The following is a 23,480-nucleotide window of genomic DNA, read 5'->3' on the forward strand; positions in this document are numbered from 1 at the left end:
CGAGTGTTAGATGACGTGTTTTTGCAACATCGTGCATGCTGTAAGCTCATGCTTTTGCACCAATATCATTGCAAGCCACCCATGCTGATCAACTGCGTCGCCTACCAGGAAGGCAAGAAACTGACCGATGTCCCCGTGGTGGACATCAGCGAGTACCTGAAAGAACCCGAGACCTTCGTATGGGTCGCCCTGCGCGATCCGGGTGTCGATGAAATCGCCGTCATGCAGGATGAGTTCAGCCTGCACGAACTGGCCATCGAAGACGCCGCGCGCGGCCACCAGCGGCCCAAGATGGAAGAGTACGGAGCGAGCATCTTCGTGGTGGTGCACATCGTGGAAATGGACCGCGACGAATTGACGGTCGGCCAGCTGGCCGTGTTCGCGGGTCCGAACTATGTGCTGTCGGTGCGGCGCGATTCGCACCAGGATTTCCTCGGCGTGCGTTCCCGGGCCGAGCGCGAACCGCACCAGCTGAACAAGGGCGCCGGCTTCGTGCTGTACGCGCTGGTCGATGCCGTGGTCGACCGCTACTTCCCCATCGTCGACATGCTCGAATCGGAGCTCGAATCGATCGAGGACCACATCTTCAGCCAGAAGGACGAGCAGCGCGCCAACGTCGAGCGCCTGTATGCGCTCAAGCGCAAGGCACTGGTGTTGCGCCACGCCGTAATGCCGCTGATGGATGCGGTGGGCCGGCTGCACGGCGGCCGGGTGCCGGCCGTGGTGGCGGAAACGCAGGACTACTTCCGTGACGTGCACGACCACCTGTTCCGCATCGCCGGCCGGCTCGACGCGGTGCGCGACACCATCAACACGGCGATCCAGGTGACGCTGTCGATGGTGGCCATCGAAGAAAACGACATCAGCAAGAAGCTGGCGGCGTATGCCGCGATCTTCGCCGCATTCACGGCCTTTGCCGGTGTCTGGGGCATGAACTTCGAGTACATGCCGGAGCTCAAATGGAAGTACGGCTACCCGTTCGCGCTGTGCACGATGGCCGTCGTGTGCGGCTACCTGTTCCGCCGCTTCAGGAAGGCCGGCTGGCTGTGATCGGCCGGTAGCGTACCCATTTGGTCGGAAAAAACCCTTTATGATGTAAGGAAATATTTACTATTTGTCATAAATCCGTCATACTTCGAACCCTCCAAGCAATGCTCCAGACGCAGCACTGATAACGCTAGCAGCACCGGTCATCGGAGCAGGTAGCCGTTCGGAAGATCCCCGCAGGCGCGACTCCCCACACCTCGTGTGGCCGCGCCGGGGCGCTCGCTGAGGAGGTCGAAGATGAGAACAATGGTATTGGAAGTGGTAGTAGCCGACGCGCCGGTGGACGAGGCGTGCCGGCGTGTCATGCAAAAACTGGTGGCGGCGGGCTGTGTGCAGGCCGACGTGCCATATTCCCTGGAACCCTTCCAGGTGGCGGAGCCGGACCTGCGCTACCTGTTGAACCACGGTGAAGTCTACGAGCCCGGCACCTCGCTGGTGATGCCGGTGCTGCGCTCGGTCTCGGTGGAGAAGAAGGGCGCCGACGTGGGAAAGGTCGCTTTTGTGCTGGCGGTCAATTTAAGCTGAACTAAGCTGGCTGACCCGAGCTGAGCCGAGCCGAACTGCGCTCAGCCGCAACGCGCCGCGCAGCTCCCTTCCTGGAACATCAATCCTTCGACGCAAGCCCGAACCGGGCCGGCCATCTCACGCCGCAGCGCGGCCGATGTCGGTCACGTGCTGGTGGATGGCGTTCTTCTCCAGCATGTGCAGCGGCAGGCTCACGAAGATGCCCATGCGCGCGCGGATCTGGTGGAATGCCCGGTGATAGGCGGCACGCCTGTGCTCTTCGGTACCCGTCGCCGCGGCGGGATCCTCGACATCCCAGTGCGCCGTGATCGGATGGCCCGGCCAGTACGGGCAAGCCTCGCCGGCCGCATCGTCGCAGACGGTGAAGATGAAATCCATCTCCGGCGCGCCCGGCTCGGCGAATTCGTCCCAGCTCTTGCTGCGCAGCTGGTCGAGCGGATAGCCGGTCGGCCGGATCTGCTCGAGTGCCAGCGGATCGACGCTGCCGGCCGGGTGGCTGCCCGCGGAAAAGCCGCGGAAGCGGCCGTTGCCCATTGTCGCGACGAGCGCTTCGGCCATGATGCTGCGCACCGCATTGCCGGTGCAGAGGAACAGAACGTTATAAACCTTTTCTTCCATCGGGATTCCTTCGGGATTGCGCTGCGCGGCAACGGGCGGTGCTCCGCCTCGTCATGCCGGCAACGGATTGCCAAAGGTAACCCGCGATCTTGACCGCGTGATGACATGCGCCACGCCTGCCCGCAGTCTGGCCGGGCCACGCTGGTGGCGTCAGATGCGCAGGTCGGGGTAGCGACGGAAGATGCGCCGGTACCACGGCAGTTGCCAGAACAGGCACCCGGCAGCGCGCAGCGCCTCGCGCTCGGGCATGCCGGCCGCGATCAGGCTGTCCGCGGCGCGCAGGTGGGCGACCAGCCGCAGCCCGTCGCGCAGCAGCCAGGCCGCCGCGGCCGATACCATGCCGAGCGCGATCCAGGCCATGCCGCCCGCGGCGGCGAGTTCGAGTCCGATCCGGTCCATGCTGGGCTGCCTTGTCGGTGTGGAGCAACCATGCCAGCGTAGGCGACGAATATGACGGCCGGATGACATGGCGGCGGCGCCCCGGCATCCGGTGTGCTCTGCTGATAGCGTTCGCCACAGATGAATCAAGTCCGCCATGAACCTACAAAGTCTGACGCAATAACTGAGGTCGAGGTCTCCGTCGCTGCTCCGCATTTCTGGCCTGAAGTGATGTCCGAATATGTCCCAATCGAGGACGTGACTGGACAGTGGTGCTGCGTTATCGTTCCTTCGGTACCGATCAACGTAGGAGGAAACCATGACGAAGCAGATGAAGGCAGGCACGGGCAAAGCAGCAGTGGGCAACATACCGATGACGCAGGATCGCGCCTCCGCTATCCAGAGCCGCACGATGAAAGACAAGGGCACGGTGTCAAAAGACGATTTCGCGGCCCGCGCTGCGCGCGCGGCGGTCCGCAATGGCAAGGCCAGTGGCGGACGATGAGGGGGCGAGAACGAGACGATGCCGAAAGACACTATCCAGCTGAATTCAGACAAGGTCCGCCTGCGGATCGCCATGGCCGGCGGGCCGATCAAGGCTCACGCCGTCGGAATGAGTGAAAAGACCATCCACCGCATCATGAAAGGGGCACGCACCAGCTTGGCTACGGCGCACCGGCTGGCAGCGAACCTCGGCACGACCGTCGAGGATCTGCAACTGCTGCCCGCACGTGACGAGGTGGAACGGCAGTTGCCACGTAACTGGCTATACGAGAGCGTCGCGCCGTTTGGGGACGTGCGCCGGCATATCCCAGCGCAGCTCGCCATCGGCGGCGACCACGATGGCTACATCGTCAACCGACCGCCGTCGGGCTGGCTAGACCCGCTCGACGCGTTGCTGAAGTGGCGCCCGCAAGGCGGCAGGAAGATCATCTTGCGCCGTGCGGCACATGCCTACGTGGTGGAGCTGCACTATTTCGAGTACACGACAGACCGCGAACAGAAACTCGAATATTACGGGGCGAGCGCCTGTCGATTCTTTGCGCTGGCGCGCGCTGGCGACGAGTTCAGGAAAGCGGCGTTAGATGACTTCAATGCCGACTGGATCTGGAGCGACCTGCAGCGCCTGGCGTTGGAGAGGGCCGATGTCGTCGATGTGGAGGGTTGCGTCGCCCCCGCGCACCCGCGCGACTACGTGCCGGTTGCACGCTTCTACGGTGGCCTGATCGTACGGCGCAGGATGGAAGGCGTGCGTGTGTTCGGCCAGTTGCATCGTGACTTCCGCCGGGCGCTGATCGAGTATCTAAAAGGACAGGATCCGCGCCGGGTACACGTGTCGACGTGCGGCTTGGGCATCCAGATCCGTATCACCCCCGTTCGGCCGGCGGAGTACGACCGGCATTGGCAGGACGCCGAATTGTGCATCGAGGTCGACCTCGCGTGGTGGACCCCGGATGGCCGCCTGGCACCCGCGCCTTGGCGCCGGGAACACCGCGAAAGCATCGCCGCCGCGCTCGGCGAGCGTAATTGGGCGTCTGTCTACTCCCCTGGCATTCCGCTGGCGTACCCGACGGAAAGTCCAGCCGACGACGAGGATCCACCGCTAGCGCCCGACCCGCACGTCCCGGTGCGAGTGGTCGAGGCGGTGAGGGCCTTGTACTGCCCGACGTCCGAACAGTAGGAGGTGTCCGTTGCTGCCGCGGCAGCGCTGCCAGAATCTTGTCCGCTACAACTGCCCTGCAACTTGTTCTGGTAGCAACGAGCTTCTATATGGGATTCTTCATCATTCAAATCTCATATCGTAAGCACCGGTCAATCCATCAGATCCTGCTTCGCCAAATATTTACAAGGTTCTGCTATGCAGCTGTCAAGGAAGGAAGAATTTGTCGAATAGCAGCGGTTACAACTGGAGCGCTGCCATTTCGCATTGCCCTGACCACCCACTGCTCGAACTTATCTTTGGTTGTCCCTTTTGCTTTCGCAGCGATCGCTAATAGCCCTTTGTTGTCGTACCACTTTAAAAGCTCGACCGCATCGCGATTATTGATGGCTTCAGCCAATGAGGTGTTGATCTCTCTAGCTAAGGAAGAAATGTTCAGCTCAGACGTTTTCTGAAGATAGATAACCTCCAGAGCGGCGATATCTTGAACATCGCTCAGGTCAATTTTTTTCAGGGCTCTGTCGATCCGACGTCTGCAATAGCGCATGACGCTGTCAAGCTGGTTTTTTGGCAGTGTTGCATGCGTGAACAACTCGTCGAGCATTCTGCTAATCAATTCCTCTAGGCTGCCCCCAGTATATCCCTCCGTCATTGCTATAGCCTCTAATACATTTGGCAGGAGGAACAGGTTCTCGATTTCGGAAACAGGCAGTGTCGCAATACCCTTGCTAATTAAAAATTGCTTATCGCCTTCGCTATAGTCGTCGGCATCAACAATGCCTGCACAGGTGACGCGCGTCAGTGAGCGGTTTGCTCGCATCGTAATTACGGCATGCATTACCTCTTCGCAAGATGCACGAGGAACGACGGTCCAGCCTGGATAACATGCTCGGTAAATAGCGCTGTCGAGACTACCTTCGGTGCCCTCAACGAATAAAATTGGCCTACGGCTTCCTAGAATTAGTGTCGCAACCTCTTCGGAAAAACCTGTTTGCTCAGGTACCTCTTCAATCTTCCACCCCGACTGAGGGCTGAATTCACGTAGAACATATTTCTGACCCGAGCGAGATGCAACGAACTCCAGATCGTGAGAAATCATAAGCAATGCACAGTCTTGGCGCGTAGCCTCCAATTCATCCCAAAGGCGAGACATTACAGCACGATGGATATGCAGTTCTGGCTCGTCAAAAATAATTAACGTATCGGCCGGCGCAGTAAGTGTTTGCCCAAGCAAGTAGAATATTGCGCGTTCACCATCGCTCATTTGGGAGCCGGAATAGTCTCCATGCCCCCCTGGTGCCTCAACCAAAACGTCGTCGCCGGTAATATTTAACTTTCGATGAGGTAGGATCTTGTCCCAAATCTCCGTCAGTTGTTCAAACTTGGTGCTTTTGGGGGTGGAATTATCCCCAGCCCTGGCATTTTTGTGTGTAATCAGAGAAGTATTTGCTTGATCGGCAAATAACGCTTGAAGCATAAAATCATAGTCATTCAGTAGGGCAACGGTTGGCCTGTTTCCCCAGCGATTTCCCTGTCGAAAGTGCACTGCTGATTGCTCTTCGGCGTATCCGTACCGAAGGCCGCGTAAAGCTCGCTGTTCGCTCACCTTTGGAATATCTGGATTCAAAGTTAAGGCACGATGAGCCGAAATTCTATGGCATCGCTCACCGAGAATTTCTTCGATCCTCACGGCGAGCCTGGTTTTTCCGCCACCATTTGCTCCTACGAAGTATACCGATGTCCCTGGATCAATAGAAAATTGTTTATCGCCTGCCGCGGTTTGTATTGAGAATTGAAAGGGCATATGCTTACAAAAGATTACGCTTTTAAGTATTAAATAGAGAAAATGCAGAATACATTATAGGAACATAACAAATTCCGTTAGTCCCATAGTTTCTTGATGTACTGTTTAAGTGGCCGAGAAGGACTGGAATCGTAAAAAGATTGCTTTAGAAAAAATTCTCCTACTCAGCAATGTCCGGTTCGAGCGGTGGCAGACTTTCACGAACCGCACGTGTCCACCAAGCTGTCGCAAACCTCATGTTGCAAGCTGCCGATCGAGACCGGTACTCCGAGCATCCGTAGCAAACATCAGCTGCGCAAAGAAACTGGCAAAAGCGGCCCGCCTCAAAGGGGACCTCGTGGCAAACCATATCGTCTGCCTACATCTGGGCCGTGCTTCACACTTCACACTTCACACCTCACACCTCACACTTCCCACTGCATCTTGACGGTCAGCGAGCCGTTGACCGCATTGCCCTCGCTGGCGCGGTCCCGAGAGTAGCCGACCGACAGCGAGCGGCCATGCCGCCACAGGTGCCGGTACAGCAGCGAGCGGTGCGAGCCCCGGTCGGCCGACGGCGCCAGCCCTGACACGCCATCATCGCGCCGCGACGACGAGGTGTTCTGCGCCAGCAGCCGCAGCGAGTCGCTGGCGGTGAAATGCAGCATGCCAAGCCAGCGCCAGCCGTTATCGGCGAAGGCGGGGCGGCCCTGCGTGCCGTCGATCCATGCGCGATTGACGCGCACATCCGATTCGATCGCCCAGGCGCGCCCGGCCGGGGCGAGCGGGAAGGGAAAGCGGAAGCCCGCATCGACGACGACGTTGCCGCCATGGCCCACCCGGTCGGCATCCACGTCGAGCTGCCGGCCCAGCGTGACCTCGGCCTTGAGGACCGGCATCCACGGCAGCGGCGACGACGCGAAGCCGAAGTGCAGGGCGCGCGTATCGTGCAGCTGGCGCCGCCGCGCGCGCGCTGCCGGTCGAAGCCCAGGTTGGCCCACAGGTCCGTCTGGCGACCGGAGCGGAACCAGATCCCGGGCTGGATTTTGCGTTCGACGATCTCGTTGGCCTGCTGCTCCAGCGTGGCATCGGACAGCGTGCGGATCTCGTGCAGGCCGAGGTGCGCCTCGAACTCGTACAGCTTCAGCGGCATGGCGCCGAACGGCACCTCGTGCTCGCCGAGGCGGCGATTCAGGTTGATGTCGGTCTTGACGACGCCGGCCTGCGGCACGAAACCGTTGTCGTTGACGAAGCCGGGCCCGATCGCCTCGATCTTCGCCTCGTTCCACCAGTTGTCGTTGATCTGCACCACCCGGCCTTGCGCGTAGCTGCCGTGCCGCACCGGCACCCTGACGGTGCGGGCGTGCGGCTCCTCGACAAAGCCGGCGCTGTTCTGCGAATGCATCAGCAGCCACGACGCCTGGTGGCCGTTGCCGCGCCACTGGCCGTCGAAGCCGGCCACCTCGTTGCTGCCGCCATCGCCATAGCCGCGCTGCGACACGAACGCGCCCAGCAGCATGCCGTCGCCATGCCAGCGCGCCCGCGCCATGCTGGCCAGCGTGCGCCGCGTCTGCGTATACTCGGCCGTTTCATACACGCGCCCGCGCATCACCACGCCGCCTTCCTCGTCGCGCAGGCTCACCGCCGTCGCATCCGCCTGCGCATTGCGCCACGTGGCGCGCAAGCCCCATTGCGGGCTGGCGATCGTGCGCGAGTAGAACGCCGACAGGGTCAGGCCCAGCACGTCGGCGCTCTCCAGGAAGAAGCCGCGCTTTTCCGGCAGCGACAGCGCGATGCGGCTGGCGCCGGTGGGCATCGGCTCGTCGATCTCCACCTGGGAAAAATCGGGATTGAGCGTGGCGTTGAAGACCCAGTCGGCGCGTGGCCGCGCGTTGATTTCCAGCCCCGCGCTGGCCTTGTTCGCATGCCGGCGGCCGGTGTCGTCGCGGTCGCGGTTGGCGCGCACGGTCAGTTCGGGCTTCAGTTCGAGGAACGACCGGTCGCGCACGGCCTGCACGGTGCCGGCCATGCCGCCGATTTCCTGCAGCGCGTCGATGTAGCTGAGCGAGCCGGTCTTCAGCGGCGTGCTGGTGAGCCGCAGCCCGCCCGCATGCGGCACGCTGCGCTCGACCATCAGGCGCCACGTCTTGCCGTCTTCGTACGGAAAGCGCAGGTTCGACATGGGCCAGCGGATTTCCATGCTGTAGCCGTCCGGCAGGCGCCGCACCGCCGCATCGATGGGGAAGTCCGGACCCAGGTCATCCTCGTCCTCGTCGGCGCGGTACATGCCGTCGCTGAGCACACCGTCGATATTGACGCGCACGAACTGGGCGGCGCGGCCATGGCCGGTGGGATCTAGCCAGATGCCGATGAAGTCCTGGTCCTGCGCCACCTTGTCGCGCCGCGCCAGCGAGCTGCGCATGCTGGCCGGCGTGCCGTCCCATGCGCGGATCCCGAAGATCAGCGCATCGCCATCGATCAGCAGGCGCACGGTGGTGCGCAGCCCCGGAGGCAGCGGCTTGCCGTTCTCCGGCAGGAACTGGTGGAAGGTGCCGAACTCGGGTGCGTCCTGCCACACGGTCTCCTGCAGGTCGCCATCCACGGTGACGAGCTGGTGGCGGTCGAGCAGCAGGGCGGGCAGCGACGCCAGCACCGCGCCGTCCTCGGCATGGACGGCGAGCGGCAGGGCGAGGAAGCAGGCGAACGAAGTGGCTTTCTGGATGAAATTCATGAACTGGAATGAGTGCGTACCGTCGGGCTGACGCGGCGCGGCAGTCTAGCATTAACTTTTTCATCATTCCATGTATAAATTGTCGCCAGGTGTCGGCGGTTCGAGCATGGCGTCCCGCTGGCCTATACTCGCGGTTCACCACCCAGCAAGGAAATGCCATGGCCAGCAGTGCACCGATCCGCATGCGCAAGGTCCTCGCGGCCGCTGATGGCGCGGCACCGCCGGGATTTCCGGATGGCGTGCGCGTCGTGCCGTTCCTTCCCGGGCTGCACGCTCGGCCCGCCCATGCGCTGCTGGCCGCCGCACACACGGACCGCGGCGAAAGCTTCGACGAGTGGTGGACGGCGTTGCGCGGCGACGCCGAGTTCGACGCCGACACCGTCTTCATCGCCATCGATGCGCAGGATTGCGTGGCAGGGGTCGCGATCTGCTGGAACGTGCCGTTCGTGAAGGACGTAGTGGTGGCGCCCGCATGGCGGCGCCGCGGCCTCGGCGCGGCACTGATGCAACACGCGTTCGCCTGGTTCGCGCGGCGCGGCCATCCGCATGTCGACCTGAAGGTCGACGGCGGCAATGTGGATGCACGGGGCTTGTACCGCCGCCTCGGCATGCGCGAGATGCCGGCGTGAGCGTGGACGGCTCAGTCCAACGATAGGCGCACCCGCAGCGTCGGCGGTAAAACGCGCGATGCCTTCAGCGTGGCCACGAAGGCATGTCCAAAACCTGGAATGTCTTAAATTTATACAGTACAATCGATCCACGACCATCGAAGAACCACGCGACATTCACCACAAGAGCGGAGACGCGCCAATGCCCATGAGCACCCCGATCCTGCAATTCGGTACCAGCCGCTTCCTGCAGGCGCACGTCGACCTGTTCGTCGACGAAGCGCTGGAACGGGGCGAGGCACTGGGCCGCATCGCGGTGGTGCAGACCACCGGTAACGCTCAAAGCCTGCGCCGCATCGCCGCGCTGGCGGCACCGGGCGGCTATCCCGTGCGCATCCGCGGCCGGGCCGCCGGGCAGGTGGTCGACGATGAGCGCCGCGTCACCGCCATCGCGGCGGGCTACGATGCCGCCACCGACTGGGCCGCCATCCGCACGCTGGTGGAGAGCACGGTCCAGGTGATCGTGTCGAATACCGGCGACCGCGGCTACGAGCTGTCGGCCGGGGATGGCCCGCACCTGATCGAAGGCGACACGCCGCCGCGCAGCTTCCCCGCCAAGCTGCTGGTGCTGCTGCACTGGCGCTGGCGTCACGGCGGCGCGCCCATCACGCTGTACCCGTGCGAGCTGGTGGCCCACAACGGCAGCGTGCTGCGCGAAGTGGTGGCCAGGCTGGCCCGCGCCTGGCGGCTGGACGAAGCGTTCACCGGCTGGCTGGGCAGCCGCTGCATCTGGGTGGATTCGCTGGTGGACCGCATCGTCTCCGAGGCGCTCGAACCGGCCGGCGCGGTGGCCGAACCGTATGCGCTGTGGGCGATCGAGGCGCAGCCGGGCATGGTGCTGCCGTGCCGCCATCCGCGCGTCGTCGTCACGGACCGGCTGGCAACCTATGAACGGCGCAAGCTGTACCTGCTCAATGCGGCGCACACCTTCCTGGCCGAGCGGTGGCTGGCGGAAGACCGCGCGGCCGATGAAACCGTGGCGCAGGCGATGGGCGATCCTGCCCTGCGGGGCGAGCTGGAAGCGCTGTGGGAAGGCGAGATCCTGCCTGTGTTCGACGGCCTGGGCGAAGGTGCCGAGGCGCGCGCCTACGTAGCGGACGTGCGCGAGCGCTTCATCAATCCTTTCCTGGCGCACCGCCTGGCCGACATCGCCCAGAACCACGCCGAGAAGAAGCGCCGCCGGCTGCTGCCGCTGGTCACGCTGGCCAGCGAACTGGAACTGGGCCTGCCGCAACCGCGCCTGTATGCCGCGCTGCACATGGAGGCCGCATGAGGATCGATGCGCACCAGCACTTCTGGCGCCTGGCCGCGCGCAACGGCGGATGGCCGCCGCCGGAGCTGGCCGCCATCCACCGCGATGTCGAGCCGGCCGACCTGCAGCCGCTGCTGCGCGCGCACGGCATCGACGCCACCGTGCTGGTGCAGTCGCTGCCCGACGAAGCCGATACCCGCTACATGCTCGGCCTGGCCGACCGCTTCGATTTCATCGCCGCGGTGGTGGGGTGGACGGACCTGAAGGCGCCCGATGCGCCGCGCCGCATCGCCGCGCTGGCGGCGCACGAGCGGCTGCGCGGCTTGCGGCCGATGCTGCAGGACCTGGAGGACGAGCGGTGGATCGACGACCCCGCACTGGGCCCGGCCGTGGATGCCATGCAACGCCACGGCCTGGCCTTCGACGCGCTGGTCCTGCCGCGGCATCTGCAGGCGCTGCTGGCCTTTGCCCGGCGCTTTCCAGAGTTGCCGATCGTCGTCGACCACCTCGCCAAGCCGGCCATTGCGGCCGGTGCCACGGCCGGGTGGCGCGACGATATCGCCGCGCTGGCCGCGCTGCCGCAGGTGCACTGCAAGCTGTCGGGCATGGTGACCGAGGCGGGGCGCGACTGGACCGTCGAGCAGCTGCGCCCCTGGGCGCGCCACGTGCTGGAGGTATTCGGCGCCGGCCGCGTGCTGTGGGGCAGCGACTGGCCGGTGCTCGACCTGGCGGCCGACTACGGCCGCTGGCTGTCGGCCAGCGAGGCGCTGCTGGGGCACCTCGACGAGACCGGCCGGCGCGCGGTCTTCGGTGGCAACGCCGCGCGGTTCTACCGTATTGCCGGGCCAGGGGCGGTCTGCTGATCCTTGTTGCAACCGGATAGCGACAATGAAGCTACAATTCCGCTGAACTTCCAGGACGCTTCCCGTGCCATCCTCGGCCGCATTTGCAGCGATGCACTTGCAGTGACGAGAGGGAGGGAACGATGATCCAGTTCAAGGGCGCCCAGGCGCGGGATGGTGCGGCGGGCGGCGCGCGGGCGGGTGCGCATGCAGGTACGCAGGCAAATACTCATACAAGGACGCACGCAAGTACGCGGCAGCCGGACCGCCGGCAAATCCTGGCGGGCGATATCGTCACGATGGAAGCGGGGCGGGCGGTGGTGCGGCAAGGCCGCGTATGCATCGACGGCGCCGCGATTGCCGCGATCCTCGCCGCGGGCGAGCCGCCGCCGGCCGGCTTCGGCAACGTCGCGGTGGTAGACACGGGCGGCACGATCTTCCCTGGCCTGATCGACCTGCACAACCACCTCACCTACAACATGCTGCCGTTGTGGCAGGTGCCGAAGCGGTACACCAACCGCAACCAGTGGCGCACGGAGGAAGCCAGCTACCAGTCCGACGTGGCGCGGCCCGCCAGCCTGCTGGCCCGGCATCCGGACGTCGACTACACGCGTGCGATCATCCGCTTTGCCGAATGCCGCAGCCTGTTCGGCGGCGTGACCACCGCGCAGGGCATGTCGCTGTCGTCGACGAACGGCATGCGCAAGCTGTTCGAGGGGCTCGTGCGCAATGTCGAACAGCCGGGTGAACACGGCTGGCCCACGGCCGGTTGCCAGACCCTGGATTACCGCCCCGATGAAATCGCCAGCAAGCTGGTCCCGGCGCTGGCGACCGGCATGCCGTTCCTGTACCACCTGAGCGAAGGCACCGACCGCGTGGCGCGCCAGCGCTTCCGCGACCTGCGCCTGGCCGATGGCAGCTGGGCCGTCGGCAAGACGATGATCTGCATCCATTGCGTGGGCCTGAAGTCGCGCGACTTCAACGTGATGGCGCGCACCGCCGGCATGGTGTGGTCGCCCACCAGCAACCTGCTGCTGTATGGCAGGACCGCCGACGTGGCCGCGGCCAAGCAGCGCGGCGTGCCCATCGCGCTGGGCGCGGACTGGAGCCCCAGCGGCTGCAAGAACCTGCTCGGCGAGCTGAAAGTGGCGCGCGCCGTCAGTACCAAACGGGGCGGCCTGTTCACCCCGCGCGAGCTGGTCGGCATGGTGACGTCGGTACCGGCGGCCATGCTGGGGTGGGGCAGTCACGTCGGCACGCTGGCCGCCGGCCTGCGCGCCGACCTGCTGGTCATCGAAGGCACGCACGCCGATCCGTACACCGCGCTGATCGACGCCGGGGAAACCGCGATCCGCGCCATCCTCATCGATGGCCGCATCCGCGTCGGCGAGGCGGAGGCGATGACCGTCGGCGATCCGCTGACCAGCGAGACTTTCGCCATCGGCGGCAAGCAATACCACATCGACCTGGTGGAAGAGGGCGACGACGCGATGGGCGGCATGACGCTGGCCGCCGCCGTGGACAAGCTGGCCTACGGGCTGGCGCACTTGCCGGAACTGGCGCAGGAGTCGGTGCAATCGCCTCCTGCACCACCACCACCGGCACCGGCACCGGCACGGCATGCCGCGTTCATGGCACGCGACGCGGCCCCGGAAGCGCGGCCGGAGTGGCGGCTGGACCTTGAAATGGAAGACGGCGGCCATGGCCATGGACATGGGCAGGGAAATGAGCAGGGAAGCGGGCATGGCCACGACGACGAACATGGCCACGGGCACGACCTGGCACCCGGCTTCGGACCTGCCCGATCCGCCGGGCTCGCCGGGCCGTTTTCCGCGCCGGCTTCCGCACCGTTTGCCGCGCCGTTCGCGGAAACCGTGCCGCGTGCGGAGGCGCCGGTCCGTCCGATGGCACTCGACCCGCTCACCGCGGTGGACGACGAGCGCTTCATCGAACGGCTGCTGGGCAATCCCAACCTGCCGGGGTATGTGAGGAAAAGCCTGCGGCAGTAGGCTGCCGAGCCAGGTCGTCGACCATCTCCACCGGCACTGTTTCAAAATTCGGGGACAGCCCCCTTTTTTTGGAAACATTTTGCGTTATTCCGGCGGCGCAGCGCGGCATCGGCGCATCACAGCCGACGGTGGTACGGGTCGCTGAGGTGGCCGCGCACGACTTCGCGGAAATGCGGCTCATCGAGGCCGAGCAGTTCCACGCAGGACCGCTCGCCAAGATGGCCGGACGATGCATGGTTGTTCTTCAGGTCGGTGAGCTTTTCCCGGTAGGACAGCAGCAGCGACTTGCGGATATGGTTGCCGGCAAACGGCAGCGGATGCTGGGTGGTATCGAGCACGTAGATGCCGACCTGGCTGGACAGCACGCAGGTGGGCATTCCCAATGGCAGCGCCGGCTTGAACAGCAGCACTGACTGGTGCCGGGCCGGTACGGGCAAGCTGGTGGCAAGCCATTGCGCCATCCTGCCCAGCACCTTGTCGAGGTCGGGAGGGTAGCCGCCGTGCGCGTGCTGCCAGTGCCGCAGCAACGCCTGTTCGGAAACAAAATACGTGAACGGATAGCCGGACGAGGCATACAGCCGCAACTGGAACATGGCATAGCAGCGGCCAAGCACATGCGCCGACTGCGGGCTGAGGTTGCGTTCGTCACGCTCGAGCAGGTCGGGCAACAGCAGCGAGGGCGCGTAGCTCAGCACGAGCACCTGTGCCTGCTCGCGCTCAGCCGCGCTCATGCCGTGTTCCGCCATTTCCAGCCGCGAACGGCGATACAGGTCGCCGATGAATTTCGTCACGCACGCGCCGGATGGAAACCCGCCGCTGTCATCGGACAGGCGGCGCACCCGTTCCCATGGGTGGACGAACGGCAAGCCGAGGAAATACAGGGCCAGCCAGGCCGCCGTCAAGCCTTCCATGAACATTTCGTTGCTGCGTGCCGCGAGGCAGTCGTCCGGATAGTCCAGCTTCGCCAGGCCGCGCTGCTGCCGTTCGTGATCGCAGCAGCGCCGTGTCTCGAGCAGCCAGGCGACCAGCTGGTCCGACGGCGCCTTGCTGTCTTCGCCCGTCAGTTCCATGGCAGTCAGGCGTGCCGTACAGGCAAGCATACGCTGCACCAGGGCGGCCGGGTTCGCCTTCAGCAGGGTCAGTTTCTTCCAGACATCCGGCAGGAACTGGGTACAGGCTGGTCCCGGGTCGCGCTGGATGACGTCGAGGACGGCCGTGCTGACGAGGCACACATCGTGCCAGAAGTCGGCCGTGTCCCGGTCCGCGTGGAGGCTGAAGAGGTTATCCACGATGGCGGCTCACAGCGATTCGTAGGCAAGATCGCACAGATGCGGGCCACTCTGGGAACGCGAGGCGAGCAGGGTGCCTGCGCGCGCCGCCACGCGACGGTGCACCAGTTCGGTAAACACCTCGACGCACAGTTTCCGGGCGATGTTCGAGTCCAGTACGGTCGGCCGGTGTGCGGCGTCGCCGGCTCCTTCGGCAAGACCGGGCTCGCGATGGGGGTTGACGCGAGCGTTAAGCAGGAAATCGGGCTTCGGCATTTCGATGAATTCCTGCAGCCCCAGCCCGTTCAGCAGGCGCTCCAGCGCAAGCGGATCGATCGATTGATGTTCGACGAATCCGTCATCGAGACACAGCGCCGCGTGGCGCAGCGTGCTGAACACGTATTCCTCGGCGCTGCTGCCGCGGTGGGCGAAGTGGCGGACATTGCTTCTCGCCCAGCCGCTCAGCGTGCGGCGGGCTTTCGGATCGCGCATGCTACGGGTAAGTTCGCGCACCGTCGAGTTGCCGTCCGAGCCACGCTCGATGACCTGGAAGACGTTCCGGTCGATCACGTGCATCCAGCTGGCCGCCTGGGCGATGCGCACGCGCAGATAGCGCGGCCGCGCGGTGGCGGGGGCGGGATCGCAGGTATCGTCAAGGCCTGGCGAGTCGGCAAGTCCGCCCGGAGACGAGGCACGGCGTTCGCGCACCATGTCGAACACCACGAGCTGCCAGGCGAGCCCGAGGAAATTGCGGAAAAACACGCCTTTCTGGTTGACCGACGTTGCGTTGCCATCGAACAGTGGCAATGGCATATGGCCGATGAACTGCACCTTTGCCTGGCACGCCATTAGCGCACTCAGCAGCGTGCCGGTCCCGCTCGCGGCGATGGCACCATACTGGGCCCATGGCTTCTGGCCGCGGCCGCATTGCCACCACTCCGGATCGATGTCGAAGTAGCGAATCACCGCATCGACGCGCCGCGTAGCCCGGCTGTACATTTCATAGACTTCGGTGCGCCACGAGGCCAGGCCGTCGGCATCGAGCACCCTGCCGACCAGCTCACTGAGATCACTCGCCCGGTTGCGCAAGTCCTCGCCGGTGGCGTCGAGCTTGTTTTCGGTCGCCACCAGCCCGCCGTAATGCTCCGCGGCGATGTAGATGGCGACCAGGGCCATGACGAAGACCGCCGGTTCGTAAACATCGCTCATCGCGAAAGTGAAGATCACCAAGGGGATGAGGGCGGGTACGCCCAGCACGTATTTCATGGACTCGGCAGGAATGCGCCAGCGGGCGGCGCCCGGCCCGGTATCGGGCGGTGCGGCATCGGACGCATCCCGGGACCGCGCAGCGTGCCGCTTGCATTCTTCCCGCCAGAAGCCATAGGCGCTCGCCGCGGAAAACGCGCTGAACCATAATACCGCCAGGCTGCCGACCAGCATCATCTTCAGCGTGACGGCATCGATGTCGTGCTTGCCATGAGTGCCGTGTTCCAGCAATGCCTCGATGCGCGCGAGCCGGGCATTGATATCGGCTGGCGGGGCGGGCGGCATGGCATGTGGATCGGGCGGGAAGAAGAAGGCCAGGGCCAGCAGCAGCGCCGTGACGAACGATGCCGCGTAGATGGTCAGCAAGCGCCAGAACTGCCGCCATTTTTCGTCGACCCGCGCGACTGGAACCGAAGACTCGTACATGATTCGACCCTTTCGCACTTGGGTACGGACGAGGGCGCGGACGAGCGCGCGGACGAAAGGCGCGCGAGGCGCACGCGCGTTCGATCAGGCGGCATCGAAAGGGCGCATACCAATCAGGCTACCATCCCGGCCGGACGGCGAGCGACTTTTTATCGCGGTGTTGCGGAAATTGAACTCGGCAACAGGAACCGTGGCCCGCGGCGCTGTTTCTCATCGTGGGTCAGGGCCGCCACGTTGGCGCCGGCGCGCAGCACAAGTGACCGTCCTCATGCGCGCGGCCGCGATCCAGTAGAATCGGGCCTCTCCAGCTAACGGCCAGCCACGTGACAGACCAGGACCAGCTTCTCGCCTTTACCCTCAACGGCGGTGCCACCGGCGCCCGTATCCGCGCGCGCGACTGGTCCGGCCACCCGCTGGGGCCATTGCCGCACTGGCCTTCGGCACTGCGCACCACGCTGGGCATCGTGCTCGGCTCGTCGTTCCCCACCTTCCTGGCGTGGGGCGACGCGAACTACCTGTTCCATAACGACGCCTACCTGCCGATGCTCGGCAAGCGGGCCGACAGCACGCTGGGCCTGCCCTACCAGGAAGTCTGGAGCGAGGTATGGTCCGACCTCGGCCCCTATGTGGCGCGGGTGATGGCCGGCGAATCGTTCTTCTTCGAGAACTACGCCACCACCCTGTACCGCAACGGCGTGCCGGAGCAGACCTGGTTCACCTTCTCGTTCAGCCCCGTGCGCGACGAGACGGGCATCGTGCGGGGCCTGCTGTGCACCGTGATCGAGGTCACCGACAAGGTGCTGGCGCTGGCCCGGCACAAGGAGGCCGAAGAGCGGCTCGCGCTGTCGCTGGAAGCGTCGGGCAATATCGGTACCTGGTCGGTCGACCTGGACACGTCGCTCACCTACGTCGACGAACGCTTCGCGCGGCTGTTCCAGGTCGATGCCGCCGCGGCGCGCTCGGGCACCGACCTGGCGCGGTTTACCGGCATGATCCACCCCGACGATCGCCCGGCGGTGCTGGCCGCCATCGAACACGCGATCGCTACCGGCACGCTGTACGACATCGAATACCGCATTCCGCAGCGTTCCGGCGCCGACGTATGGGTCAATGCGCGCGGCAAGCTGTTCGGCCCGGCTACCTCGACCGGGACGGAGCGGCGCAGCTTCGCCGGCATCGCCGTCGACATCACCGAGCGCAAGGTCGCGGAGCAGCGGCGCATCGCCAGCGAACGGCTGGCGGCCGAGGCTTCCGAGCGCGCAGCCGAAACCATGCGCCGGCTCGACGTGCTGCTCGACGCCGCGCCGGTCGGCATCGCCTACGTGGACATGGGCGGGCGGCTGCTGGTGGCCAACAGCTACAACCGCGTGATCTGGGGCGACCATCCGATGCCGGCCGACGTGGACGGGTACGGCGGCTGGCGCGGCTGGTGGCCGGAAGATTCGGCCCATGCGGGCCGCCGCGTGGCCGTGACGGAGTGGCCGGTTTCCCGCGTGCTGGATGGCGAGGAAGCCGCCGGCGGTGTCTTCGAGATCGAGGCATTCGGCGCACCCGGCTCGCGCAAGACCATCCTGGTGCGCGCCGCCGTCATTCGCAACGACGCCGGCGTGGCGGTAGGCGCCGTCGCGGCCAACATGGATATCTCGGCCCAGGTGGCGGCCGAGCGGGCGATGAAGGACAGCGAGACGCGCTTCCGGCTGATGGCCGACGACATACCGCAGATCGTCTGGGCCGCCAATGCCGACGGTGACAACGATTACGTGAACACGCGGTGGTTCGAATACACCGGCGAAGCGCTGCCGCGCCGGCAGGACTGGGACTGGCGCCCGCACATCCATCCGGACGACCTGCCGCTGCTCGAGGAAACCTGGCGCACCAGCCTTGCGACCGGCCGGCGCTTCGAGATCGAGCACCGGCTGCGGCACCATTCCGGCCAGTTCCGCTGGGTGCTGAACCGCGCGGTGCCGTCGACCGACGCCATCGGACCGGATACCCGCTGGCTCGGCACGCTGACCGACATCCACGACAAGAAGACCGGCGAGGAGGAATTGCGCACGCAGTCGCGGCGCAAGGACGAGTTCCTGGCCATGCTGGCGCATGAGCTGCGCAATCCGCTGGCGCCGATCAGCACCGCCGCGCACCTGCTGTCGCTGGGGCGGCTCGATGCGGCGAGTGCGCAAAGGACGAGCGAAGTGATCGTGCGGCAGGTGCGGCACATGACCAGCCTGGTCGACGACCTGCTCGACGTATCGCGCGTCACGCGCGGGCTGGTCGAACTGGACCTGGGAACGGTCGACCTGCCTTCCGTGCTGGCCAGCGCCATCGAACAGGTCAGGCCGCTGGTCGATGCGCGCGGCCATGCCCTGGCCGTGGACGCGGACAGCGCGCTGCCGCTGGTGAAGGGCGACCGCGTGCGCCTCGTGCAGATCGTCACCAACCTGTTGAACAATGCCGCCAAGTACACGCCGCCGGGCGGCAGCATCGGCGTGTCGGTCGCGGCGGCGGCGGGCAGCGTGACGATCGCCGTGCGCGACAACGGCGTCGGCATTGCCGCCCATGTGCTGCCCCACGTGTTCGAGCTGTTTACCCAGGCCGAGCGCACGCCGGACCGTTCGCAGGGCGGCCTGGGCATCGGCCTCGCGCTGGTGCAGAGCCTGGTGCAGCTGCACGGCGGCACGGTGGCCGCATCCAGCGCCGGGCTGGGGCAGGGCAGCACCTTCACGGTGACGCTGCCGGCCATCGGCGCCGATCATGCGCGCGCCGCATGAGCATTTCCCGAGAGATATCTGATTTCGTGATAATTGGTATGGCCAATATAAATTGGCCTGACCGGAGCGCCGGGTGGCATGATGCACCTGTCTCCTCCAATTTCCCAAGAATTGGAATTTTGCCGGCCTCAGCGCCGGCATTTTTTTTGGCGCTGTGCGCGATAATCAGGGGAACTTCCCGCCGGAATCACCGTCTGACTTCCTGTTGAGATACTTCATGTATATCAGGAGGCGACATCGGCACGGCGGAGGTTGGAGTACTGATCGAAGCGTTGATGCGGCAACCGCTTTCGGAAGATCAGGTCACGTTGCTGCAGGGTTTTCTGGCCAGCGTCGAGCAGCCAGGCCAGTGCCATCACTTGATCGAGGAAGCCGCCGGGAGGCCGCCATGTCCCCATTGCGGAGGCCAGCGGTCCCACCGTTGCGGACAGGCCAGCGGCTTGCAGCGCTATCGCTGCGTGATGTGCCGGCGCAGCTTCAATGCCTTGACCGGCACACCCCTTGCCCGTCTGCGCCTGCGCGACAAATGGCTGCGATACCTGCAATGCCTGATCGAGTCGACCCCTGTGCGCTCGGCAGCCAAGCGCGTGGCGGTGGCCAAGTCGACCAGCTTTCGATGGCGCCACCGTTTTGTGGCCGCCATTCTCCGGGCGCCCCGTCCGCAGCTGTCTGGCATCGTCGAGGCCGATGAAACCTACCATCTGGAATCACAGAAGGGCTCGCGCCACCTGGACCGCCCGCCCCGCAAACGCGGCGGGAAGGCCAGCCGGCGCGGCATCAGCAGCGAGCTGGACTGCATCCTCGTGGCTCGTGACCGCAACCGGCAAACGTGTGACTTCGTCACGGGCCGCGGCCCGGTCAGCGCCGGCCAGTTGATGAAGCACCTGAAGCCTGTGCTGGCGCCCGATGTGCTGCTCGTGACCGATGCCGCCAAGGCATACCAGGCATTCGCGAAGCAGGCCGGCATCACGCACGAAGCGATCAATGTGCGTGCCGGCATTCGTGCGCGCGGCGCACTGCATATCCAGGGTGTCAACGGATGGCATGGCCGCTTCAAGACCTGGCTGCGGCGGTTCAATGGCGTGGCGAGCCGCTACCTGGCCAATTACACCGGCTGGCTACGTGTGCTCGATGCCGCCGTGTTGACGACACCGCGGCAATGGTTACGCATTGCCGTGGCGCCAGCCTAGGGTCGTCGGCTCATTGTCGCGCCCGGCATGCAAGAAAGTTCCGTGACCAACGGCAAGGCTATGCAACGCGAACAGCGCCTTTTTTGGCGCTGTGCGCGATAATCAGGGGAACTTCCCGCCGGAATCACCGTCTGACTTCCTGTTGAGATACTTCATGTATATCAGGAGGCGACATGGGCACGGCGGAGGTTGGAGTACTGATCGAAGCGTTGATGCGGCAACCGCTTTCGGAAGATCAGGTCACGTTGCTGCAGGGTTTTCTGGCCAGCGTCGAGCAGCCAGGCCAGTGCCATCACTTGATCGAGGAAGCCGCCGGGAGGCCGCCATGTCCCCATTGCGGATGCCAGCGGTCCCACCGTTGTGGACAAGCCAGTAGCTTGCAGCGCTATCGCTGCGTGGCGTGCCGACGCAGCTTCAACGCCTTGACCGGCACACCGCTTGCCCGGCTGCGCCTGCGCGACAAGTGGCTGCACTACCTGCAATGCATGATCGAGTCGATCCCCGTGCGTTCTGCGGCCAGCCGAGTGGCGGTGGCCAAGTCGACCAGCTTTCGATGGCGCCACCGTTTTATCGCCGCTTTGCTCCGTGCACCCCGTCCGCAGCTGTCCGGCATCGTCGAAGCCGATGAGACTTATCATCTCGAATCACAAAAAGGCTCGCGCCACCTGGACCGCCTGCCGCGCAAACGCGGCGGCATGGCCAGCCGGCGCGGCATCAGCAGCGAGCTGGACTGCATCCTCGTGGCTCGTGACCGCAACCGGCAAACGTGTGACTTCGTCACGGGCCGCGGCCCGGTCAGCGCCGGCCAGTTGATGAAGCACCTGAAGCCTGTGCTGGCGCCCGATGTGCTGCTCGTGACCGATGCCGCCAAGGCATACCAGGCATTCGCGAAGCAGGCCGGCATCACGCACGAAGCGATCAATGTGCGTGCCGGCATTCGTGCGCGCGGCGCACTGCATATCCAGGGTGTCAACGGATGGCATGGCCGCTTCAAGACCTGGCTGCGGCGGTTCAATGGCGTGGCGAGCCGCTACCTGGCCAATTACACCGGCTGGCTACGTGTGCTCGATGCCGCCGTGTTGACGACACCGCGGCAATGGTTACGCATTGCCGTGGCGCCAGCCTAGGGTCGTCGGCTCATTGTCGCGCCCGGCATGCAAGAAAGTTCCGTGACCAACGGCAAGGCTATGCAACGTGAACAGCGCCCCTTTTTTTGCCCGCGAGCGCGGCGCTACAACACCGACAGCGGATCATTGATGGGGGAGACGATCAGCCAGGTGCGGCCGGGATGGCGAAACGAGGTGGCAACAAATGCGAACGCTTCGCATTTCCCGAACCAACGTTCAAATTAGTTCGACTTATATATTCCAGGCAGACGTTCTACACTTGCCGTGGCGAGACAGCTCGCACAGTGTTTCGACAGCGCCTGCCCCATGGCGCGCTTCCCTTCGCGGTGGTCCGGTTTCCCGGCCGCCGCTTTTTTTTGGGCGCTGCGGCTGCGTGGCATGTCGCCCGCAACCCAGAAACACTGAGCGAACCGCATTTTCGCCTGCTTTTGCGAACTGCGCCAGCCCCGCTGAGCAGTACGGGCCATCGGCACGTGGCGAACGGCGATTCCGCTCAGCCGCCGGGCTGTTCCCAGCCGCCGCCCAGGGCCAGGAACAGCGCCACCTGGTCGGCGGCGACCTGCGCATCGGAGGCGGCCAGCGCGCTGTCGCCGGCGGCCAGCGTGCGGTCGGCGTCCAGCACGGCCAGGAAATCGATCTTGCCGGCCTCGTACAGCCGGTGCGACTGCCACGCCGCCAGCGCGCTTTGCTCCTGCGCGGCCCGCAGCGCGGCATTGCGATCGAGCTCGCGGGCATACACGGTCATCGCGGTTTCCGTTTCGCGCAGCGCGTTCAGCACCAGGCCGTCGAAGCGCGCCAGCGCGGCCGCCGTCGCACTTTCCGCTTCGGCCACCCGGGCATGGCCGGCACGCGTCGGCAGCGTCCACGACACCAGCGGGCCCAGGCTCCAGCGCAGGGCATTGCCGGCGCCGAGCCGGTCCAGTGCGCCGGTGCTGCCGGCCGACAGCCCCAGGCTCACGCTGGGATACAGCTCGCTGGCGGCAACGCCGATACGTGCCGTGGCGGCGGCCAGGCTGCGTTCGGCACCGCGCAGGTCCGGGCGGCGGCGCAGCAGGGCGGCGCCATCGCCCACCGGTACCGGCTGCGCCAGCCGTGGCACGGCGGCGCAGGCGATCTCGCTGTCCGCCATCTCGGTGGGCGCGCGGCCGGTCAGCGCGGCCAGCGGAACCGCGCGGTACGGCCTTGCGCCAGCAGCGGCGGGATCGCCGCGCGCAATTGTTCCAGCTGGGCGCGGGCGTCGTCGAGCGCGGTGCCGCGCCCGGCACGGATGCGCCGCCCGGTCATTTCCACGAAACGCTGCTGCAGTTCGACGGACCGGCGCGCCACGTCGAGCTGGTGGCGCGCGCCGCAGGCATCGACATAGGCGCGGGCCGTGTCCGCCGCCACGGTGACGCGCGCCAGGTCGAGCGCCGCTTCGGCCGCCGCGCTGTCCGCGCCGGCCGCTTCGACGCCGCGCCGGATCTTGCCGAACAAATCGAGCTGGTACGACACGCTGATGCCCGCGTCGTGGCTGTAGCCATCCGCCAGCGGCTGCGGCAGGCCCTTTGCCGCCGCCGAGGCGCGGCCATAGGCCGGCGCGCCGGTCGCACCGATGACCGGGTCGGCGGCACCTGCTGCCTCCTGCTGCACCGCGCGGGCACGCGCCAGGTTCGCGGCCGCCACGCGCAGCTCGGTATTGGCGGCGAACGCCTTGCCCACCAGCGCATCGAGCGAAGCGTCTCGATACAGCCGCCACCAGTGGGGCGGCAGCGGTTCGCTGCGCAATGCCGGTTCATCGGCGCTGGCGAACGGCGCGGCGGCCGCGGGCCGCTGTATCGCCGCCTCTTCGGGGACACGGTAGTCGGGGCCAACGGTGCCGCAAGCGGCGAGCACGGCCAGCGACGCGTACAGCGGCAGGCGGATCAATCGGCGCATGGCGGCCT

At 65.4% G+C, this 23,480-nt stretch carries 19 protein-coding genes and 1 pseudogene; 11 read left to right on the forward strand and 9 right to left on the reverse strand.

The genetic code is table 11. The features are described from left to right. Positions 1 to 81 precede the first annotated feature (81 nt). Positions 82 to 1,050, forward strand: a complete 969-nt coding sequence (gene corA, locus OU994_RS13705) for a magnesium/cobalt transporter CorA (protein ID WP_281611203.1) — start codon at positions 82 to 84, stop codon at positions 1,048 to 1,050. Between the two features lie 234 nt (positions 1,051 to 1,284). Further along, positions 1,285 to 1,572, forward strand: coding sequence for a hypothetical protein (locus OU994_RS13710; protein WP_131146410.1), 288 nt, complete (start codon positions 1,285 to 1,287; stop codon positions 1,570 to 1,572). Between the two features lie 117 nt (positions 1,573 to 1,689). Here OU994_RS13710 and OU994_RS13715 read toward each other — a convergent pair whose 3' ends face one another. Beyond that, positions 1,690 to 2,190, reverse strand: a complete 501-nt coding sequence (locus OU994_RS13715) for an arsenate reductase ArsC (protein ID WP_281611204.1) — start codon at positions 2,188 to 2,190, stop codon at positions 1,690 to 1,692. A 150-nt stretch (positions 2,191 to 2,340) separates the two neighbouring features. Then, a complete protein-coding gene (locus OU994_RS13720) occupies positions 2,341 to 2,589 on the reverse strand; it encodes a hypothetical protein (RefSeq protein WP_281611205.1) in 249 nt (82 codons plus the stop codon). A gap of 298 nt (positions 2,590 to 2,887) precedes the next feature. Here OU994_RS13720 and OU994_RS13725 point away from each other — a divergent pair, with 298 nt between their 5' ends. Then, positions 2,888 to 3,073: a hypothetical protein gene (locus OU994_RS13725; protein WP_281611206.1), complete on the forward strand. Its 186-nt coding sequence runs from the start codon at positions 2,888 to 2,890 to the stop codon at positions 3,071 to 3,073. Positions 3,074 to 3,091: 18 nt separating this feature from the next. Continuing rightward, the gene (locus tag OU994_RS13730) at positions 3,092 to 4,249 is read left to right on the forward strand and encodes a hypothetical protein (RefSeq protein ID WP_281611207.1); all 1,158 of its coding nucleotides are present in this window, start codon (positions 3,092 to 3,094) and stop codon (positions 4,247 to 4,249) included. 175 nt (positions 4,250 to 4,424) lie between these two features. On the opposite strand, the gene OU994_RS13735 is transcribed toward OU994_RS13730, so the two are convergent. Together OU994_RS13735 and OU994_RS13740 are read right to left on the reverse strand one after the other, a co-directional pair. Further along, positions 4,425 to 6,032 (reverse strand): AAA family ATPase, encoded by a 1,608-nt coding sequence (locus OU994_RS13735; RefSeq protein ID WP_281611208.1) that lies wholly within the window; start codon positions 6,030 to 6,032, stop codon positions 4,425 to 4,427. A 430-nt stretch (positions 6,033 to 6,462) separates the two neighbouring features. Next, a complete protein-coding gene (locus tag OU994_RS13740) occupies positions 6,463 to 8,742 on the reverse strand; it encodes a hypothetical protein (RefSeq protein WP_281611209.1) in 2,280 nt (759 codons plus the stop codon). A gap of 158 nt (positions 8,743 to 8,900) precedes the next feature. Here OU994_RS13740 and OU994_RS13745 point away from each other — a divergent pair, with 158 nt between their 5' ends. The 4 genes from OU994_RS13745 (at position 8,901) to OU994_RS13760 (ending at position 13,513) form a co-directional block, all read left to right on the forward strand. Next, positions 8,901 to 9,371, forward strand: a complete 471-nt coding sequence (locus tag OU994_RS13745) for an N-acetyltransferase (RefSeq protein WP_281611210.1) — start codon at positions 8,901 to 8,903, stop codon at positions 9,369 to 9,371. A 187-nt stretch (positions 9,372 to 9,558) separates the two neighbouring features. Continuing rightward, positions 9,559 to 10,683 (forward strand): mannitol dehydrogenase family protein, encoded by a 1,125-nt coding sequence (locus OU994_RS13750; protein WP_281611211.1) that lies wholly within the window; start codon positions 9,559 to 9,561, stop codon positions 10,681 to 10,683. Next, entirely contained in the window at positions 10,680 to 11,525 is an 846-nt protein-coding gene (locus OU994_RS13755) for an amidohydrolase (RefSeq protein ID WP_281611212.1), read from the forward strand. Before OU994_RS13750 ends, OU994_RS13755 begins: the two co-directional genes overlap by 4 nt. Positions 11,526 to 11,647: 122 nt before the next feature. Next, a complete protein-coding gene (locus OU994_RS13760; RefSeq protein ID WP_281611213.1) occupies positions 11,648 to 13,513 on the forward strand; it encodes an amidohydrolase family protein in 1,866 nt (621 codons plus the stop codon). Positions 13,514 to 13,629: 116 nt separating this feature from the next. Here the strand turns inward: OU994_RS13760 and OU994_RS13765 are convergent, their stop codons facing one another. Together OU994_RS13765 and OU994_RS13770 are read right to left on the reverse strand one after the other, a co-directional pair. Continuing rightward, positions 13,630 to 14,802, reverse strand: coding sequence for a hypothetical protein (locus tag OU994_RS13765; protein WP_281611214.1), 1,173 nt, complete (start codon positions 14,800 to 14,802; stop codon positions 13,630 to 13,632). 9 nt (positions 14,803 to 14,811) lie between these two features. Continuing rightward, on the reverse strand, positions 14,812 to 16,473 hold the full coding sequence (locus OU994_RS13770) for a hypothetical protein (protein ID WP_281611215.1): 1,662 nt from the start codon (positions 16,471 to 16,473) through the stop codon (positions 14,812 to 14,814). Between the two features lie 323 nt (positions 16,474 to 16,796). Here OU994_RS13770 and OU994_RS13775 point away from each other — a divergent pair, with 323 nt between their 5' ends. Next, positions 16,797 to 19,241, forward strand: a complete 2,445-nt coding sequence (locus tag OU994_RS13775) for a PAS domain-containing sensor histidine kinase (protein ID WP_281611216.1) — start codon at positions 16,797 to 16,799, stop codon at positions 19,239 to 19,241. 224 nt (positions 19,242 to 19,465) lie between these two features. Here OU994_RS13775 and OU994_RS13780 read toward each other — a convergent pair whose 3' ends face one another. Next, positions 19,466 to 19,597 carry a hypothetical protein gene (locus tag OU994_RS13780; protein ID WP_281611217.1) on the reverse strand — a complete coding sequence of 44 codons (132 nt, stop codon included), beginning with the start codon at positions 19,595 to 19,597 and terminating at the stop codon, positions 19,466 to 19,468. An 84-nt stretch (positions 19,598 to 19,681) separates the two neighbouring features. Between OU994_RS13780 and OU994_RS13785 the strand changes: the two genes are divergently transcribed. Then, a complete protein-coding gene (locus OU994_RS13785; protein ID WP_281611218.1) occupies positions 19,682 to 20,431 on the forward strand; it encodes an IS1595 family transposase in 750 nt (249 codons plus the stop codon). 161 nt (positions 20,432 to 20,592) lie between these two features. On the opposite strand, the gene OU994_RS13790 is transcribed toward OU994_RS13785, so the two are convergent. Continuing rightward, positions 20,593 to 20,724 (reverse strand): hypothetical protein, encoded by a 132-nt coding sequence (locus tag OU994_RS13790; RefSeq protein WP_281611219.1) that lies wholly within the window; start codon positions 20,722 to 20,724, stop codon positions 20,593 to 20,595. An 84-nt stretch (positions 20,725 to 20,808) separates the two neighbouring features. On the opposite strand from OU994_RS13790, the gene OU994_RS13795 reads away from it, so the two are divergent. Continuing rightward, the gene (locus tag OU994_RS13795; protein ID WP_281611220.1) at positions 20,809 to 21,558 is read left to right on the forward strand and encodes an IS1595 family transposase; all 750 of its coding nucleotides are present in this window, start codon (positions 20,809 to 20,811) and stop codon (positions 21,556 to 21,558) included. 493 nt (positions 21,559 to 22,051) lie between these two features. Here OU994_RS13795 and OU994_RS13800 read toward each other — a convergent pair. After that, positions 22,052 to 23,472, reverse strand: a pseudogene (locus tag OU994_RS13800) (efflux transporter outer membrane subunit). Between the last annotated feature and the right edge of the window lie 8 nt (positions 23,473 to 23,480).

Origin of the sequence: Pseudoduganella sp. SL102, assembly GCF_027856995.1 — a bacterium.
GTDB classification, from domain to species: domain Bacteria; phylum Pseudomonadota; class Gammaproteobacteria; order Burkholderiales; family Burkholderiaceae_D; genus Rugamonas; species Rugamonas albidiflava.